Genomic DNA, 15,911 nt, shown 5'->3' on the forward strand with positions numbered 1-15,911 from the left:
TTGGAACACCGAGACATAACGATCGGCACGGCCGAAGCCGTACAAGCCTGGCTCGCCCAATGAGGGAGACGAAGCCAAGCCATAGCGGTTGAGGACAAGCACCTATGCTCGGCGCTTGCCCGTTATGTCCGAGGGTTCCAAGCCTCGATCGCTTTCTCTATGGCACGGAAAACGATGGCGCAGAGTGTACCGATGGCTGCTTCGTCTGAGCAGGGGCGAAACTATAAATCAGAATCGGCGTATGCCCAGCGGGATGGCATCTCACCGGCCGTCGCCCGTCCCCCGTGAAAAGCGACAGCTAGTGCCGCACACCGAACAACCCATGCCAGAACGACTCGAACGCGCGCCGCGGCGATGCGGACTCGTCGGGTTTGGAAGCCGTTGCGTCTTCGGGTGTCGGTGCGGGGTGCGCGTCAGCCACGTCGGTTGCGGGCTCTGGCGAGCGCCGTGCTTCCTGCAAGGCCCACACGCTGTCCGCAATGCGCGCGGCAAGTTCGGCCTCGCAGTCCCGTCCGAGCAGTACGCCGAACAGGATGTCGCGGTTGTGGCCGTCGTCGGCAAAACGCATGGCTGTCGCAACCATCTTCTCGTAGCGTTCTTGCGCGATGCGCTCACGTTCGCGTTGCGCTTCCCGCTCCTGTGCTTCCTGCGCCTCGCGCTCGGCTTGCCAGCGCTGCGTTTCCTGTGCGAATACCTCGTCGTAGACCCGGCGCTGCTCAGCGTCGGAAAGGATGGCGTAGGCTTCGCGGATCTCCTGGAACGCCGCATAGGCCTCGGCTTCGCGGCCGGGGTTGCGGTCGGGGTGCCACCTCATTGTGGCGCGGCGATAAGCGCGCTTGATTTCGTCCAGGGTCGCGTCCGGCTGCACGCCGAGGGTTGCGTAGATGGTCGTCATGAGCGGGGGGGGGGGCGGCTGCCGGGGGGGAGTTCATCCTAGCATGGGGGTTGTTGCATAACCGATCTCCGTCAAGCCAATCCTGCCAGCCGGGCACTGGGCATTTCTTCACTCGTTCAACGTGCGGCCTAACCCTGTTGCAGCGAAAAATTCTCTAGAGTATAGTTAGCCAAATGGATAACAATGGAATTGCGCTAGACGCGGTATTTCACGCGCTTGCAGACCCAACGCGCAGGGCGGTTATTCAGCGGCTCGGCGAAGGGCCCGCGACGGTGAGTGAACTGGCAGAGCCATTCGACATGGCGCTGCCGTCATTCATGAAGCACATGCGGGTGCTGGAAGGCGTCGGGTTGGTCAGCTCGCAGAAGAGCGGCCGCATTCGGACGTGCACGCTCGAGCGCAAGAAGCTGGCTGCAGCCGAGCGCTGGTTTGAGAAGCAGCACGCGATCTGGGCGAGCAGGTACAGCAATCTGGACAACCTCTTAGAGAAACTCCAAGGAGAAAACAATGAAGGCTGATCTTCGGTTTGATTTCCTCGTCGACATGCAAAAGAGCAGCCTCACCGTGAGGCGAGAATTCGCGGCGAAGCGCCAGCTTGTGTGGGATTGCCATACGAAGCGCGAATTGCTCGATCAGTGGTTTGCGCCCAAGCCGCTCGCCACCAAGACCAAGCATATGGAGTTCAAGGAGGGCGGCTACTGGCACTACGCCATGATCACCCCCGATGGAGAGTCTTTCTGGAGCCGCCTGGACTACCAGAAGATCAACCCGATCGACAGCTATGCGGCCCTCGATGCTTTCTCGGACGAAACCGGCGCCGTGAATCCTGATATGCCCCGCGCCCGCTGGGATGTCACCTTCACCGATGCGAAGGAACGCACCCTCGTCACGACTGTGGTGCTGTACAACTCGCCGGAAGACGTGCAGAAGGTCATCGACATGGGTATGAAAGAGGGCATGACCTCCACCATGGAGCGACTCGACGAACTGTTGCTGACCCTGGCTGCGCCAGGTGCGCTGGCCTAAGACAGCGCTCGCAGATGAAAACGCCCCGACCTGTTCGGGGCGTTTTGCGTTGAGTGTCGCGTGATGCGCTTCAGGTGACCGTCAACGTCCCGTTCATCGTCTCGTGGCCCGAGCCGCAGAAGATGTCGCACAGGAAATCAAACGTACCGGTCTTGTCGGGCGTGAGCGCCAGGCGCACTGTCTGCCCTGGCACCACGTCTGCGCGCACGTTGAAATCCGGAATCGAAAAGCCCATCAGGATGTCCTGCCCCGTCAGCTCGAACACTACCGGCACGCCGCGCTTGAGCGTGATCTTGTCGGGCGTGAAGGTGAATTTGCGCGCGTGTACACGGATGGCCTGCGGGCCTTCGCCGTGCGCCACGCACGCAAGCGCGGCGCCGGCCGCCAGTACGGTGAACTGACGCAGAGCGAGGCGGCGCCTGGGGTTGTACGAAGCGTGGATCGTGGGGCGCATGTCAGGTGGTCTCCGTGGTCTTCATGGGCAGGGTGGCCTTGCTGCTGGCGTGGATCGGCTGTTCTGCCAGCGCCCAGGTGGTCGCGTCCTGCTTGTCGTGCTCAGTAATGCTGCGCCAGCCCAGGCCGCGATACGGTTGCGAGGCATCCCACGGGACCGGGTTGCGCTTGGCCTGCGAGCCCGGCGCGGGTGGCGGGGGCAGCGGGAACATCAGCGAGCGCGCCGAGTGGTGCGCGATATGGCCGGTCATGTGGTGGTGTTCCTGGTGGATGTGGCCGTAGAACACCGTCACGTTGGGGTGTGGCATCAACACGTCGATGACCTGCTGACCGTCGCGCGTGGCCCAGTCCCATTGCGGGTACAGATCGAACAGCGGCCGGTGCGTGAACACGACGATGGGCGTGTGCTCCGGCACGGAGCGCACATCCGCCGCCAGCCACGCGAGCTGTGCATCACCCACGCGGGCGGATGGATCCGACACGTTGTCGATGGCGATGAAGTGCACGCCCTTGTGGTCGAACGCGTAGTGCGTCCGCCCGAAGAGTTCGATATAGGCCTCGCCATTGTCGAGCGAAGCATCGTGCTCGCCGGGCATGTAGTGCACAACCGGCACCTTGATCTTGGCGGCGATGTCGCGAAACTCGGCCAAGCGCTTGCGGCGCTCGGCAGGGTCGTCGCTGATGTGGCTCAGGTCGCCCGTGAAGATGACGAAATCCGGCGCGGGCGACAGCGCATTGACCGCCGCAATCGCCTTGGGCAGCGTGCCCCGTGAATCCGGGTTGGGCGCGCCCTTGAAGCCCCAGTGGGTGTCGGATAGCTGCACGAAGTAGAAATCGTCTTGCTTGGTGCCCGCGGCGCGTGTGGTGGCCGCCATCGCCTGCCAGCCGGGCAGGCCGGAGGCGTAGACCAGGCCGCCGACCGCGGCCAGTTGCAGGAACTGCCGTCGTCCGGGTTGCTTGCTCATGGAGTGTCCCCTGTCGTTGATCCAGCGCGATGGAGAGGAGGGCGCGCCGGTCCTGTCTGTCATACCGGCCGGGGCGGCTAGGTATTCCATCCAATTCGCATTTCCACAAAATTTCTTCGGCGCGGGAATAAACTGGATTGCACCCAGGTATACGGAGGTCAACCGCCTCCAGGCCGCCATGCCCGACCTGTCAGCCCCCCCGCTCGATCTGCCCACCGACGCCCAGCGCTTTGCGCAGGCGGTGTTGCCGCATGTCGACGCCGCCTACAACCTGGCACGCTGGCTCTCGGGCGACGCGCAAGACGCCGACGACGTCGTTCAGGAAGCCTGCCTGCGCGCGTTCCGGCTGTTTGGCGGATTCCGCGGCGGAGACGGCCGCCCGTGGCTGCTGGCCATCGTGCGCAACACGTGGCTCTCGGAATGCGCGCGCCGCAAGCAGGCTGCGGCCCAGCCGTGGGATGACGACGCGGCCGCCGGCCAGACGATCGACGAAAGTGCCAGCTACGGCGTCGACCCCGCCGCGCTGCTCGCCCGCATCGACGACGTGCGCCGCGTGCATGCCGCGCTGGCGCAACTGCCGGTGCCCTATCGCGAGGTGCTCGTGCTGCGCGAGCTGGAAGACCTGCCGTACCGCGACATTGCCGCCGTGGTCGACGCGCCCATCGGCACGGTCATGTCGCGGCTGGCACGTGCGCGGCAGCAGCTCGCACGCCTGCTCACGGAAGACAACGCGCCACTGCGCACCAATGTGACACCCATCCGGGCATCGGGTGGTATGGGAAACAGCACCAAGGAGGCCCGCCATGAACTGTGACGACATCCGCGCGCTGCTGGCTGCCCGTGCCGATGGCGAGCTGGGTGCGGCCGACAGCCTGCGCATGGAAGCGCACCTGGCCACGTGTGCCGCTTGCACCGGCATCGCTGCGCGCCACGATGGCGTGGTGCGAGCGCTGCGCCAGGGGCTGCGTGCGCCGGCGCTGTACATGAAGGCGCCGGTGGGTTTGAGCGAGCGCGTCTTGCGGGTCGTGCAGGCGGAGGCGGGTGTGTGGCCCGAATCGGCTCCCGCGCGCGCGCCGCGCCGGACAGAATCGCCATGGCAGCGCTTGGCCAACTGGTTGATCACGCCATCTCGGGGGCTCGGCCTGGGGCTGGCTGCCGGCGCGCTGGCGGCGGTGGCACTCGGTGTGGGCGTGCTGGTCGGCGGGCCCGATACGGCGGCGCTTACTGCGCACGACATCACCGCCAGCCATGTGCGGGCGCTGCTGGGCGCGCGGGAGACGGATGTGCTGTCCTCCGATCGCCACACGGTCAAGCCCTGGTTCAACGGCCGTATCGACTATGCGCCGCCCGTCACCGACCTTGCGGCCCGCGGTTTCCCGCTCATCGGCGGGCGGCTGGACTACATCGACGGGCGTCCGGTGGCGGTGCTGGTTTACCGCTCAGCGCAGCATCCCGTCGACTTGTACGTGCGCCCCGAGGCAGGCAGCGACACCGAGCCCGCGCTGCGCACCGAGCGCGGCTATCAGTTGATGGTCTGGCGCAGCGCCGGCATGGGCTATTGGGCCATCACCGATGCGTCTGCTGACGTGGTGCAAGCGTTTGCGCGCGCTGTGCGTGGCGGCTGAGAAGCGATCAGAGATCAGATTTCCGCCAGCTGCTTCTTGACCACAAAGGCTTCAAACGCTTCCGGCGGCACCGGCGGGCAGAAGAGGTGGCCCTGGCCGTAGTCGCAGCCTGCCGCCACCAGGATCGCCTTCTGCTCCTCCGTTTCGATGCCCTCGGCAATGACCTTGATGCGCAGCGCGTGCGCCATGCTGACAATGGCGCTGCACAGGGCGATGTCCTTCGGGTTATGCGCGAGGCTGCGCACAAACGACTGGTCGATCTTGATGTAGTCGATGTCGAAGCGCTTGAGGTACGACAGCGACGAATACCCCGTGCCGAAATCGTCGAGTGCGATGTCCACGCCCGCGCGCCGGAATTCGTGCAGGTGCTCGATCACCTCTGCGCTGTCGTCCATCAACGAGCCTTCGGTAATCTCGACGACCAGGCTGTGTGGCGCAAGCCCGCGGCGCTCCACCACCTTGGGCCAGGATTCGGTGCCCGACAAGTGGGCGCGAAACTCCAGCGGCGATTTGTTGACCGACACCTGCAGCGTGTTGTCGAGGGTGGCGTGCCAGTGCGTGAGCTGATCCAGCGCTTCGTTCAGCACCCACTTGCCGATCTCGACGATCAGCCCGCTGTCTTCAGCCACCGGAATGAAATCTGCCGGATCGATCTCGCCGCGCACGGGGTGCGTCCAGCGGATCAGCGCCTCTGCCTTGCCAACCCTGCCAGTGAGCAGATCGACGATGGGCTGGTAGTGCACCGCAAGCTGGCCCTGCGTGAGCGCCACGCGCAAGTCGCTGGTCACACGCAGGCGTTCCTGTTCGGCGCGCTGCAATGCCGGGGTAAAGACGGCCCATTGATTGCGCCCCGCGCTCTTGGCCGCAAACATGGCCTGGTCGGCGCGCACGAGCAACGATTCCGCGCTGTCGGCATCGCGCGGGTACAGGGCTACTCCAATGCTGGCCGACACTTCCACGCTTTCGTCGCCAAGCTGCAGCGGCGCTGCAATGCGCGCAAGCAGGCTGCGGATGATGGGCGTGGCCACCGCGGCATCGGGCAGGTCCGGCAGGATGATGGTGAACTCGTCGCCCGCCAGCCGCGCGACCGTATCGGTGCCGCGCACGATGGCCGAGATGCGCCGCGCAATCTCCTTGAGCAGGATGTCGCCCTGGTCGTGGCCGAGCGTGTCGTTCACTTCCTTGAAGCGGTCCAGATCAATGAACAGCAGCGCCAGTTGTGTAGACGCCTGCCGCGCCCGCGCAATCTCCTGCCGCAGGCGGTCGTAGAACATGCGCCGGTTGGGCAGATCGGTGAGTGCGTCGAAGTTGGCCTGGCGCCAGATGACCTCTTCGGCGCGCTTCTTCTCCGTCATGTCGTGGATGAGCGAAACACGGCGCGGCTCACCCAGCGTGCTGTCTGCAAACGTGTCGATGGTGAGCAGCGCGGGGAACTCGCTGCCGTCCTTGCGGCGGATCAGGTATTCGCCGCTCCACGTGCCGTTGGTCGAGACGCTCTCGCGCATGGCGTCGACCACGGTGCGCTCATTGCATTCGGAGCGGATGGACTCGCTGGACTGGCCCTTGAACTCCTGCGCTGTATAGCCCGTGGTGACGGTAAAGGCCGGGTTTACGTCGACCACTTGCCCGTCGAGCGTCGTCACCATCATCGCTTCGCTGCTCGACGCATAGACCATGGAGGCCAGGCGCATCTCTTCAATGTGCCGTTTGCGCTCGGCCCCCTGGTGGCGCAGCGTGAAATACAGCAGCGCGACCAGCAAGGTGGAGGCAGCTGCCTCGACTAGCGCGGTGCGCCGATAGCCGTCGTAAGGCGCCAGCACCGAGGTCACCGACTCGCCCACCAGGAAGTACAGCCCGATCTCGGGCACGTGGTGATAGCCGATGATGCGCTCTACACCGTCGGTACCCGACACCACGCGGTAGCTGCCCGTTTCCAGGGCGCCCGGCTTGTTGAACTGGCGGCGGCGCGGCGGCTGTTCGATCCCCGCGGTGGGGTTCGGCACGCGGGCCAGGATCTGGCCGGACTCGCGGATGATGGTGGCGGCCCCATCCTTGCCGACGGTGAGCGTATTCGCAAAGCTGGCGAACTGCTCCGGGCTGACCGACACCACCACGACACCGGCAAACTGGCCAGCCTTGAGGATGGGCCGCGTGAATTGGATCGACCACTTTTTCGAGACCTTGCCCTGCACCGGGTCGCTGATGAACAGCACGTCGCTTCCGCCCGATTCCTTGTGCACGCGAAAGTGCTCGCGCTGGCTCAGGTCGATGCGTTCTGTCACGGGGCCGATGCTGGAGTAGAGCAGCATCCCGTTCTCGTCGATCACGGCCACCTGGAAGGTCAGGTCGCGCACGACCTCCTGCCGTTCGTGGATGACCTGCTCGAACACTTCGCGACCGGACAGCCAGCTCGCGCGCAGATCGAGCAGGAATTCCGACACGCGCCGCGCGCTGCCGAGCGAGTACTCACCAAATGCCTGGGCTTCAACTTGCGTGCGCGCCTGAGCATCGCGGATCAGCCGGTCGCGCTCTTGGGTGAGTTGATGGAACGTGAACGTCCAGATAAACAACAGGCCTACCACCGTACCGACGTTCAGCGGCGACAGCAGCTTGCGCCACCATCCTTGCCCTGGCTTGGTATCCGTCGTGCCACCAGAAGAAGCCTTCGATTGCTCTGCGGGCATCCGCACTCCAGCGTTTGCGTGTCCAGTTGTCTCGGGCACGCGCGCAGCGTGCCTGGGTGTCGGCAATTTCATGTGCCTCCCACTCTATATCGGAGCGGAGCACATGTGTCTTAAGCCGAACGACCTGGTCAGCAAGTGGATGCGCAATCGTTTGCTTCGGGTGGGCAGGACTCGGACTTACCCTGGGTTGGTGTTTGGGCGCAACGCTTGCCGAGTCAGGCGCCGCGCAGAATCCGCTCGCGCGGCGCCGGAGGGTCAGCGTTCGTAAAACGCGGTGTGCTTGTCTGCCATGTCACGCAGGAGGGCGGGCGGCGCGAAGCGGCGGCCGTGTTGCGCGGCCAGCCGGTCGCACAGCTCGACAAAGGCGCCCACGCCCACCCGATGGATGTGCGACACCGGTCCGCCCCGGAACGCCGGAAAGCCCCAACCGAGCAGCGCGCCGACATCGGCATCGCGCGGATCGGTCACCACGCCTTCGTCAAGGCATCGCGCGGTTTCCACAGCCTGCACGGTGATGAGGCGATCGACCAGCGTCTGCACGTCAGGCTGTGTGGCGGCCTTGGGGTACTCGGCAGCCAGCCCGGGCCAAAGCGCCTTCCTGCCGCCTTCCGGATAGTCGTAGAAGCCTCGGCCCGCCTTGCGGCCGATGCGGTCCAGCGCCACCATGCGCTCGGCCACGGCTTCGCCCGGTCGCTCGATATAGGCGACACCCAGGTCGGCGCGGGTCTGTTGGTTGACCTTATGGATCAGCTCGCTCGAGACTTCGTCGATCAGCGCGAGCGGCCCGACCGGCATGCCGGCCAGCAGCCCGGCGTTTTCGATCAGTGCGGGCGCCACCCCTTCGGCGAGCATCGCCAAGCCTTCGAGCACGTAGGTTGAAAACACGCGGCTCGTATAAAAGCCGCGACTGTCATTGACGACGATGGGCGTCATGCCGATGGCCCTGACGTAATCGAGCGCCTGCGCCAGCGTGGCCCGCGTGGTCTGCCGGGCCACGATCACCTCCACCAGCGGCATCTTGTCGACCGGCGAGAAGAAATGCAGCCCGATGAAGTTGCCCGGCCGCTGGCTTGCCTCCGCCAGCCCCGTGATCGGCAGCGTGGACGTGTTAGACGCGAAGATGGCATCGGGTGACAGCACGGCCTCTGCTTGGCGTGTGACGTCGGCCTTGATCTCGCGCTGCTCGAACACGGCTTCAACAACGAGCCCCGCACCATCCAGGTCGGCGTAGGACGTGGTGGGTTGGATGCGCGCGAGCAACGCTTCAGCCTGTTCGGCATGCAGGTGGCCGCGCTGTACCTGTTTCTCGACCAGCTTGCGTGAATAGTCCTTGCCGCGCTCTGCGGCTTCCTGCGTTGTGTCGAGCAGCACGACGGGCAGCCCCGACTTGGCCGTGACGTAGGCAATGCCGGCACCCATCATGCCCGCGCCCAGCACGCCCACCAACGGGTACCGGCGCACGGGCACATCGGCGGGGCGCGCGGCCAGTTTGTTGGCCGCGTTCAGGCTGAAGAAAAGGGTACGGATCATCGCGCGCGCCTCGGGCGACAGCACCGCTTGCACGAAGTAGCGAGCCTCGGTCTTGAGGCCCGTATCGAGATCGGTGATGAGCCCTTCGTACACGCACGACAGGATGCTGGCCGCTGCCGGATAGTTGCCGTAGGTCTTCTGCCGCAGCATGGCGTTGGCAGCCGTGAGCAGCTGCTGCACGGCAGGGCTGGAGATGCCGCCCCCGGGCACCTTGTAGCCCTTGATGTCCCACGGCTGCTGCGCGCGGGCTTGCCCGTCGCCCAGCAGCCACGTGCGCGCAGCATCGGCTTGCTCGCCCGCGCTGACGACCGCATCGACAATGCCGAGCTTGAGCGCCTCAGCCGCTTTGATGCGCTTGCCTTCGAGCAGCATCGGCAACGCCTTCTGCACACCAATCAAGCGCGGCAAACGCTGCGTGCCGCCGCCGCCCGGCAAGAGGCCCAGCGTGACTTCCGGCAGGCCGAAGCGTGCCCGGGCGTTGTCCGCCGCCACGCGGTAGTGGCAGGCGAGCGCAATCTCCAGCCCGCCACCCAGCGTGGAGCCTGGCAGTGCGGCGGCCACAGGCTTGCCGCACGTTTCCAGCTTGCGCAGCATGCGGTGCAGCGCGCACGTGCGCTCAAACAACGTGGCTGCGTCGTCGCTGGCCTGCAGCCATTCGAGGTCGCCGCCGGCAATGAAATCCGCCTTGGCAGAGGTAACGAGGATGCCCTTGACGCTTGCATCCGCGCACACGCGATCGATGGCGGCAAAGAAGGCGGCGCAGGTTTCGCCGTTGAGCACGTTCTGTGTGCGGCCCGGCTGGTTCCACGCGAGCGTGGCAATGCCGTCGGTGTCGATGGTGATGTCGATCATGTCGGCCCCCGGTTCAGATACGTTCGATGATGGTGGCGGTGCCCATGCCCGCGCCCACGCACAGCGTGGCCAGCCCTGTGCTCGCACCACGCCGCTCCAGCTCGTCGAGCAGCGTGCCGAGAATCATGGCGCCCGTGGCGCCCAGCGGATGACCCATCGCAATGGCGCCACCGTTGACGTTGATGCGCTCATGCGGCACGGCCAGCACTTCCATGAAACGCAGCACGACGGATGCAAAGGCTTCGTTGAGTTCGTACAGGTCGATGTCGGACGCCGACATACCGGCGCGCTTGAGCGCCTTCTCTGCTGCGTACGAAGGGCCGGTCAACATGATCGACGGCTCCGAGCCGATGCTGGCAAAGCTGCGGATACGCGCACGCGGCTTGAGGCCCGCACGCTTGCCGGCCTCGCGGCTGCCGATCAGCATGGCCGCGGCGCCGTCGACGATGCCGGAGCTATTGCCCGCGTGGTGCACGTGCTCGATGCGCTCCAGCTCCGGATAGCGCTGGCGGATCACGGCGTCAAAGCCGTATTGCTCGCCGAGTTCGGCAAACGACGGTTTGAGCTGTGCGAGCGTGTCCACGGTGGTCTGTGGGCGGATCATCTCGTCGCGCTCGAGGATGGTCAGGCCGTTCTGGTCGCGCACAGGCACGATCGAACCCGTGAACCATCCGGCCGTGCTGGCCGCATGCGCACGGCGGTGGCTCTCGGCGGCATAGGCATCGACGTCATGGCGGCTGTAGCCCCACTTGGTGGCGATGGTGTCGGCCGACACGCCTTGCGGCACGAAGTACAGCGGGATGGCGGCGGCCGGGTCGACCGGCCACGCGCCACCGCTGGCGCCCATCGGCACGCGCGACATGCTCTCCACGCCGCCGCCGATGGCGAAGTCGCTTTGCCCCGCCATCACCTGTGCGGCGGCCATGTTGCATGCCTCCAGGCCCGACGCGCAGAAGCGGTTGATCTGCACGCCGGCCGTCGTCTCGGCATAGCCAGCGGCCAACGCCGCCACGCGGCCGATGCACGCACCTTGTTCGCCCACGGGTTCTACGCAGCCGAGCACCACGTCGTCCACCCATGCCGTGTCGAGCTGATTGCGGTCACGGATGGCGCGCAGCGCGGTTGCGGCCAGTTGCAGCGGCGTCACGCCGTGCAGGCTGCCGTCCTTCTTGCCTTTGCCGCGCGGGGTGCGCACGGCGTCGTAGATATAGGCTTCCATAGCGTTGCGTCCTAAGGGTCGTGCGCGTTAAAGGGTGCGGGCGATCAGTTCTTTCATGATCTCGTTGGTGCCGCCGTAGATCTGCTGCACGCGCGAGTCAGCCCACGCGCGCGCGATGGGGTATTCCCACATGTAGCCGTAGCCGCCGTGCAGTTGCACGCAGCGGTCCATCACCTTGAATTGCAGGTCGGTGGTCCAGTACTTGGCCATGGACGCCGTGGCTGCATCGAGCTTGCCGGCAAGCTTGAGCGTGATGCACTGGTCGACAAACACGCGGCCGATCTGGACTTCGGTCTTGAGTTCCGCGAGCGTGTGGCGCGCGGTCTGGAAATCGATGATGGGCTTGCCAAAGGCTTGGCGCTCGCGCACGTAGCGCAGCGTCCAGTCGAGCGCGCCTTCGGCCGAAGCAATGGCCCCGATGGCGATCTGCAGGCGCTCCCACGGCAACTCCTGCATCAGGTACGCAAAACCGCGATGTTCCTCGCCGAGCAGGTTGGCGGTGGGCACGCGCACGTTGTCGAAGAACAGCTCGGCGGTGTCCTGCGCCTTCATGCCGACCTTCTTCAGGCGCTTGCCCTTGCTGAAGCCGTCCATGCTTGTGTCGACGACGAAGAGGCTGGTGCCCTTGGCGCCGCCTTCCGGCGTGGTGCGCGCCACGACGATCACCACGTCGGCGTGCCAGCCGTTGGTGATGAAGATCTTGGAGCCGTTGAGCACGTAGTGGCCGCCGTCGCTGCTCCGTGTCGCGGTGGTGCGCACGCCTTGCAGGTCCGAGCCCGCTCCGGGTTCGGTCATGGCAATCGCGCCGATCATCTCTGCGCTCGCCAGCTTGGGCAGGTAGTGCTGCTTCAGCGCCTCGCTGCCGTAGTGCAGCAGATAGGGCGCGACAATTTCCGAGTGCAGACCGAAGCCCAGGCCCGTGGCACCCGCGCGGGCAATCTCTTCGATCAGCACGGTGCTGTAGCGGATGTCGGCGCCTGCGCCGCCGTAGGCCTCGGGCATGCTGGCGCAGTGGTAGCCGGCGGCGGCCGCTTTCTCCCAGATGGCGCGGTCGACGTAGCCCTGGTCTTCCCAGCGTTCATGGTGGGGTAGGACTTCCGCGTCGATGAAACGGCGGACGGATTCGCGAAACGTGTCGTGTTCAGCGTCGAACAGCGTGCGAGCAATCATGGCGGCTCCGGATGAGCAGGCGAATGGGTTGCCGTATTTCAACAAGGCCGCGACAATTCCGGTTGATCTGGATCGCCACCTTGTTGATATGAAGCGCCACCCGAAAGCTGCCTCCAAACGCCACGGTTTGCGCGCGCGGGCCCGCATCGCCATCCTGCTGCCGCCGCGCCTGTTTGCCGGCTACGTGTTCCTCACCCAGGAGATGCTGCTGGTTGCCGGCACCATGCAGGCGCGCAGCGTGGATGTGATGGGTAGCCGGCTCTTCGACATTGATCTGCTGTCCGCCGATGGCGCTGCCGTACCCAGCTTCGGTGAGATGCCCGTGCCAGCCACCGCCGCGTTGAACGATGCCGCTTACGACGTGGTCATCGTGCCGGCACAGTTCGCCCCGGCGGCCGCATTGGATGCGCAAGAGGCGCACATTGCCCGTTGGTTGCGCACGCGTTATGACGCCGGCGCCCTGGTGGTCGGCATGAATGCGGCGCCGCTGCTCGCCAAGGCTGGGCTGCTCGATGGCTGCCGGGCGACCGGACTGGCGAGTGAGCGTGCGTGGTTTGCCCGGTATTTTCCCGACGTGCGCTACACGCCGGACCAGCCGCTGGCGGTGGATGGCCGCATCATCACCGTCAGCGGCATCAACCCCGCCGTGGACGCCTGCGCGTACGTCATCGATCACTGCTGTGGGGCGGGCGCATCGCGCCGGATGTTGCGCACGGCGCTCACGCAATCGCTGCCGTCATACGAGCACATGGCCGTGTGGACGGCGCAGTTCAAGCGCCACGGCGATGCGGCCATGCTGGCCATCCAGGAAATCCTGGAGCGGGAACTGGCGGCGCCGCCTGCATTGGCGGAGCTGGCAGCCCAGGCAGCGATGAGCGAACGGACCTTGACGCGCCGCTTTGCCGCCGCCACCGGCAGCAACCTGCGGCGTTACGTGGCGGCGCTGCGGCGGGAGCTGGCGGCGTTTCTGCTGCGCACGGGGCGGCAACCGCTCGATCACATTGCCGATGAATGCGGCTACGGCAGCGTCAGCGCACTGAGCCGCGCCTTTTCTGCCGGCCACGGTTGCAGCCCCCTGCAATACCGCGCGCAACAGCGCACGCGCTAATGCTTCACGGACGCAGCAGATCGAAGCCAGCCAGCAACACCACACCCGAGAGCGCCGTCAGCGGCAACGAGTGTTGGCCAAAGTACAGCAATGCAGCGGCCAGCCAACTGGCCGCGAAGAATGCGCTCATGCGGTTCATGATTTCACCTGGTCGTTGTTGGGTTGGGAGAGGCGCCGTCGGCACATTACGCGTGCTGGTAGCGGTACTCCTGCGTCTTGCCGCCGTAGCCGTAAGCTGCGGCGCGAACGTCCTGCACATAGATATAGCTCTCTTCATGCAGATTGCCGAGCAGCTCAGAAAAAGCCGCGAACGCCTCGGCGATGTACTGCGCCTTCTCCGCCTTGGTATTCGTTTCGTCAGTCACCTTGATGTCGAAATAGAGACTGTTCTTGCCTTGCGCGGCCAGCGTCTGCCCGCCGACGATCCAGTCTTCCGGGTCGACATAGTCGATGGCGATGGCCGTGACCTTCGGGTCTTTGCCGAGGATGCGCGAGGTGAGTTCCAGCAGCGTGGCGGAGATCTTCTGCGTCATTTCTGCAGAACGTTGGGCGCTGACTTTGACGTTGAGGATGGGCATGTCCGTTTCCTTTAATAGTTAGCAATGCAATTATTTGACCAAAAAAAATGAACGCTCATGTCAGGGTGGAGCGCACACCTCGGATCTTCGTCACCGTATCGGTGAACTCGGTACTGCCCAGCACGCGCTTCAACCTTGCGGTGACGGCGCCGCTCGCTTCGTTCAACGCTGCGCCAATCTTGACCGCTTCCCGCGTCGGAAAGATGGCGGTCTCGCGGCCGTCGGCTTCGGTCTTGCGGCGTTCGATCAGGCCCTTGGCTTCCAGCCCATCCAGCGCGCGCGTTGCCGTGGGGCGCGTGACCGACATTGCTTCCGACAACTCGCTTTGCAGCATGCCAGGGCGGTCGACGATCGCACGCAGCATGAAGCCTTGCGGCGGCGTGAGATCGAACGGCGCGAAGGCGTCTGCCCAGACGCGGTCGAGCTTGCGGGCCAGGGCGGTGGTGTTGAAGTAGAGGCAGTGGTCGAACATGATGAGTTGCATGGTAGTGGGTGATGGTTAGATATGCAACTGTTTTTTGGGTTTCTTTTGGGAGGGTTTGGTCCATCCCTGTTTCGTGCCCGGCAGGGGATGAAACAAGGGATGCACCACCGATACCAAGCCCAAAACCAAAAAACAAAGCATCAAAAATAAACCGTAGCACTAGCCCTGAACGTGCGAGGCGCCCCCTGCACCAAGATAAACCCCCAGCTCGGCAACCAGTACTTCTCGTTCGTCAGGTTGTCGACATTGAACCGCAGCGTGAGCGGCTTGCCGCCCACCTTGGTTGAATACCGAGCCCCCACATCAAACGTGTGATACCCCGGCACGATGTTGCTGTTGTTCGCCTCCAGCGCTGAGTTGCCGACGTACTGACCGCCCGCTGACAGCACCAGCCCCGGCACGGGTGGCACAGCGTATTCAACATACGCCGTCGCCTTGAAGCGCGGTGACCCATAGGCGCGCTTGCCCAGCACGGAGGCATCGGACTCGGTGTTCTCGGAATTCATGAACAGCACCCCGCCCAGCAGCGTCCAGTCACGCGCGAGCTTGCCGCGTGCGCTCAACTCAAGCCCGCGATAGCGCGTCATGCCGTCTTGCGTATAGACGTTGTCCGGCCGCAGATATGCCAGCCCGCGCTGCACTTGGAACAGCGCCGCACCGAATGTCCAGTCGTGCAGTTCGGCCTTGGCGCCCACCTCGACTTGCTTGCTCTTGAGTGGCCCGAATACCGTGCCTGCGTTGAGTGCTGTAATCGGAGCGCTGGCGCCCGCCTCAAGCGATTCCACATAGCTGGTGTACAGCGTCACCGGCTGCACGGGTTTGAACATCACCGCCAGCGTGGGGGTGATCGGCTCGCGGTCGTACTTGGCCGAGGTGGTGCCGTCGGGGTTGTAGCCGGTCTGGCTGAAGCGCGTGTAGCGCAACCCCCCGAGCAGCGACCAGTGCTCGCCGAACTTGACCGTGTCGCTGGCAAAAACGGCGGTCTGATCGATCCTTGACGTGCGATACATGCCGTCAGACGAGGGCACCCGCAATGGTGTCGCGCCGGAAGACACGAACGCCGACGTGTCGTACAGATTGCCCGTGCCAAGCAGCGTGGAAGCAAAGCCCGACATGGCCTGCGTGAGGCTTTGCCACGACGTGCCGAACACGAGTTCATGCTCGATCGAGCCAGTGCGCACCTTGCCGCTGGCCATCACCTGCGCTTGGCTGTACTGGGCGGATTCAACCAGTCGTCGCAACACCGGGTTGTCATGCAGATATTAGATGCTCGTTCAATACTTCGGCCGGCGTCTTCCAACCAAGCGTTTTCCGTGGTCTGC

16 protein-coding genes are annotated in these 15,911 nt (G+C 64.9%); 5 read left to right on the forward strand and 11 right to left on the reverse strand.

The features are described from left to right. Window positions 1-298: 298 nt before the first annotated feature. Window positions 299-895 (reverse strand): J domain-containing protein, encoded by a 597-nt coding sequence (locus tag R2N16_RS24990; RefSeq protein WP_316669665.1) that lies wholly within the window; start codon window positions 893-895, stop codon window positions 299-301. Between the two features lie 173 nt (window positions 896-1,068). Here R2N16_RS24990 and R2N16_RS24995 point away from each other — a divergent pair, with 173 nt between their 5' ends. Both R2N16_RS24995 and R2N16_RS25000 read left to right on the forward strand, forming a co-directional pair. Beyond that, window positions 1,069-1,413 carry an ArsR/SmtB family transcription factor gene (locus R2N16_RS24995; RefSeq protein ID WP_316669667.1) on the forward strand — a complete coding sequence of 115 codons (345 nt, stop codon included), beginning with the start codon at window positions 1,069-1,071 and terminating at the stop codon, window positions 1,411-1,413. Beyond that, window positions 1,403-1,921, forward strand: coding sequence for an SRPBCC family protein (locus R2N16_RS25000; protein WP_316669669.1), 519 nt, complete (start codon window positions 1,403-1,405; stop codon window positions 1,919-1,921). Before R2N16_RS24995 ends, R2N16_RS25000 begins: the two co-directional genes overlap by 11 nt. Window positions 1,922-1,991: 70 nt before the next feature. On the opposite strand, the gene R2N16_RS25005 is transcribed toward R2N16_RS25000, so the two are convergent. Both R2N16_RS25005 and R2N16_RS25010 read right to left on the reverse strand, forming a co-directional pair. Next, a complete protein-coding gene (locus tag R2N16_RS25005) occupies window positions 1,992-2,375 on the reverse strand; it encodes a cupredoxin domain-containing protein (protein ID WP_316669671.1) in 384 nt (127 codons plus the stop codon). A 1-nt stretch (window position 2,376) separates the two neighbouring features. Continuing rightward, window positions 2,377-3,339 (reverse strand): metallophosphoesterase family protein, encoded by a 963-nt coding sequence (locus R2N16_RS25010; protein ID WP_316669673.1) that lies wholly within the window; start codon window positions 3,337-3,339, stop codon window positions 2,377-2,379. A gap of 178 nt (window positions 3,340-3,517) precedes the next feature. Here R2N16_RS25010 and R2N16_RS25015 point away from each other — a divergent pair, with 178 nt between their 5' ends. Together R2N16_RS25015 and R2N16_RS25020 are read left to right on the forward strand one after the other, a co-directional pair. Beyond that, on the forward strand, window positions 3,518-4,153 hold the full coding sequence (locus tag R2N16_RS25015; RefSeq protein ID WP_316669675.1) for an RNA polymerase sigma factor: 636 nt from the start codon (window positions 3,518-3,520) through the stop codon (window positions 4,151-4,153). After that, a complete protein-coding gene (locus R2N16_RS25020) occupies window positions 4,143-4,964 on the forward strand; it encodes an anti-sigma factor family protein (RefSeq protein WP_316669677.1) in 822 nt (273 codons plus the stop codon). The genes R2N16_RS25015 and R2N16_RS25020 overlap by 11 nt, the downstream gene beginning before the upstream one ends. A gap of 14 nt (window positions 4,965-4,978) precedes the next feature. On the opposite strand, the gene R2N16_RS25025 is transcribed toward R2N16_RS25020, so the two are convergent. From R2N16_RS25025 to R2N16_RS25040, 4 genes are all read right to left on the reverse strand, one after another. Then, window positions 4,979-7,648 (reverse strand): bifunctional diguanylate cyclase/phosphodiesterase, encoded by a 2,670-nt coding sequence (locus R2N16_RS25025; RefSeq protein ID WP_316669679.1) that lies wholly within the window; start codon window positions 7,646-7,648, stop codon window positions 4,979-4,981. A 255-nt stretch (window positions 7,649-7,903) separates the two neighbouring features. After that, window positions 7,904-10,030 (reverse strand): 3-hydroxyacyl-CoA dehydrogenase NAD-binding domain-containing protein, encoded by a 2,127-nt coding sequence (locus tag R2N16_RS25030; protein ID WP_316669681.1) that lies wholly within the window; start codon window positions 10,028-10,030, stop codon window positions 7,904-7,906. Between the two features lie 13 nt (window positions 10,031-10,043). Next, the gene (locus tag R2N16_RS25035; protein ID WP_316669683.1) at window positions 10,044-11,249 is read right to left on the reverse strand and encodes an acetyl-CoA C-acetyltransferase; all 1,206 of its coding nucleotides are present in this window, start codon (window positions 11,247-11,249) and stop codon (window positions 10,044-10,046) included. A 27-nt stretch (window positions 11,250-11,276) separates the two neighbouring features. Further along, window positions 11,277-12,419 (reverse strand): acyl-CoA dehydrogenase family protein, encoded by a 1,143-nt coding sequence (locus tag R2N16_RS25040; protein ID WP_316669685.1) that lies wholly within the window; start codon window positions 12,417-12,419, stop codon window positions 11,277-11,279. An 88-nt stretch (window positions 12,420-12,507) separates the two neighbouring features. Here R2N16_RS25040 and R2N16_RS25045 point away from each other — a divergent pair, with 88 nt between their 5' ends. Next, on the forward strand, window positions 12,508-13,527 hold the full coding sequence (locus tag R2N16_RS25045; RefSeq protein ID WP_316669693.1) for a GlxA family transcriptional regulator: 1,020 nt from the start codon (window positions 12,508-12,510) through the stop codon (window positions 13,525-13,527). A gap of 4 nt (window positions 13,528-13,531) precedes the next feature. On the opposite strand, the gene R2N16_RS25050 is transcribed toward R2N16_RS25045, so the two are convergent. The 4 genes from R2N16_RS25050 to R2N16_RS25065 form a co-directional block, all read right to left on the reverse strand. Continuing rightward, on the reverse strand, window positions 13,532-13,666 hold the full coding sequence (locus R2N16_RS25050) for a hypothetical protein (protein WP_004632518.1): 135 nt from the start codon (window positions 13,664-13,666) through the stop codon (window positions 13,532-13,534). A gap of 46 nt (window positions 13,667-13,712) precedes the next feature. Further along, the gene (locus R2N16_RS25055; protein WP_316669688.1) at window positions 13,713-14,105 is read right to left on the reverse strand and encodes a tautomerase family protein; all 393 of its coding nucleotides are present in this window, start codon (window positions 14,103-14,105) and stop codon (window positions 13,713-13,715) included. Between the two features lie 55 nt (window positions 14,106-14,160). Then, window positions 14,161-14,577 carry a MarR family winged helix-turn-helix transcriptional regulator gene (locus tag R2N16_RS25060; protein ID WP_232038865.1) on the reverse strand — a complete coding sequence of 139 codons (417 nt, stop codon included), beginning with the start codon at window positions 14,575-14,577 and terminating at the stop codon, window positions 14,161-14,163. Window positions 14,578-14,729: 152 nt separating this feature from the next. Next, a complete protein-coding gene (locus R2N16_RS25065) occupies window positions 14,730-15,833 on the reverse strand; it encodes a TonB-dependent receptor (RefSeq protein WP_316669691.1) in 1,104 nt (367 codons plus the stop codon). Window positions 15,834-15,911: the final 78 nt, after the last annotated feature.

The sequence above is a fragment of the Ralstonia psammae genome, from assembly GCF_958405935.1.
Classification (GTDB): domain Bacteria; phylum Pseudomonadota; class Gammaproteobacteria; order Burkholderiales; family Burkholderiaceae; genus Ralstonia; species Ralstonia psammae.

What these genes read in the sequence shown, in the direction of transcription:
- R2N16_RS25005 (WP_316669671.1), bottom strand. Translation starts at nt 2,375, where the DNA reads ATGCGCCCCACGATCCACGCTTCGTACAACCCCAGGCGCCGCCTCGCT.
- R2N16_RS24995 (WP_316669667.1), top strand. Translation starts at nt 1,069, where the DNA reads ATGGATAACAATGGAATTGCGCTAGACGCGGTATTTCACGCGCTTGCA.
- R2N16_RS24990 (WP_316669665.1), bottom strand. Translation starts at nt 895, where the DNA reads ATGACGACCATCTACGCAACCCTCGGCGTGCAGCCGGACGCGACCCTG.
- R2N16_RS25010 (WP_316669673.1), bottom strand. Translation starts at nt 3,339, where the DNA reads ATGAGCAAGCAACCCGGACGACGGCAGTTCCTGCAACTGGCCGCGGTC.
- R2N16_RS25025 (WP_316669679.1), bottom strand. Translation starts at nt 7,648, where the DNA reads ATGCCCGCAGAGCAATCGAAGGCTTCTTCTGGTGGCACGACGGATACC.
- R2N16_RS25030 (WP_316669681.1), bottom strand. Translation starts at nt 10,030, where the DNA reads ATGATCGACATCACCATCGACACCGACGGCATTGCCACGCTCGCGTGG.
- R2N16_RS25020 (WP_316669677.1), top strand. Translation starts at nt 4,143, where the DNA reads ATGAACTGTGACGACATCCGCGCGCTGCTGGCTGCCCGTGCCGATGGC.
- R2N16_RS25060 (WP_232038865.1), bottom strand. Translation starts at nt 14,577, where the DNA reads ATGTTCGACCACTGCCTCTACTTCAACACCACCGCCCTGGCCCGCAAG.
- R2N16_RS25050 (WP_004632518.1), bottom strand. Translation starts at nt 13,666, where the DNA reads ATGAACCGCATGAGCGCATTCTTCGCGGCCAGTTGGCTGGCCGCTGCA.
- R2N16_RS25035 (WP_316669683.1), bottom strand. Translation starts at nt 11,249, where the DNA reads ATGGAAGCCTATATCTACGACGCCGTGCGCACCCCGCGCGGCAAAGGC.
- R2N16_RS25000 (WP_316669669.1), top strand. Translation starts at nt 1,403, where the DNA reads ATGAAGGCTGATCTTCGGTTTGATTTCCTCGTCGACATGCAAAAGAGC.
- R2N16_RS25040 (WP_316669685.1), bottom strand. Translation starts at nt 12,419, where the DNA reads ATGATTGCTCGCACGCTGTTCGACGCTGAACACGACACGTTTCGCGAA.
- R2N16_RS25055 (WP_316669688.1), bottom strand. Translation starts at nt 14,105, where the DNA reads ATGCCCATCCTCAACGTCAAAGTCAGCGCCCAACGTTCTGCAGAAATG.
- R2N16_RS25015 (WP_316669675.1), top strand. Translation starts at nt 3,518, where the DNA reads ATGCCCGACCTGTCAGCCCCCCCGCTCGATCTGCCCACCGACGCCCAG.
- R2N16_RS25045 (WP_316669693.1), top strand. Translation starts at nt 12,508, where the DNA reads ATGAAGCGCCACCCGAAAGCTGCCTCCAAACGCCACGGTTTGCGCGCG.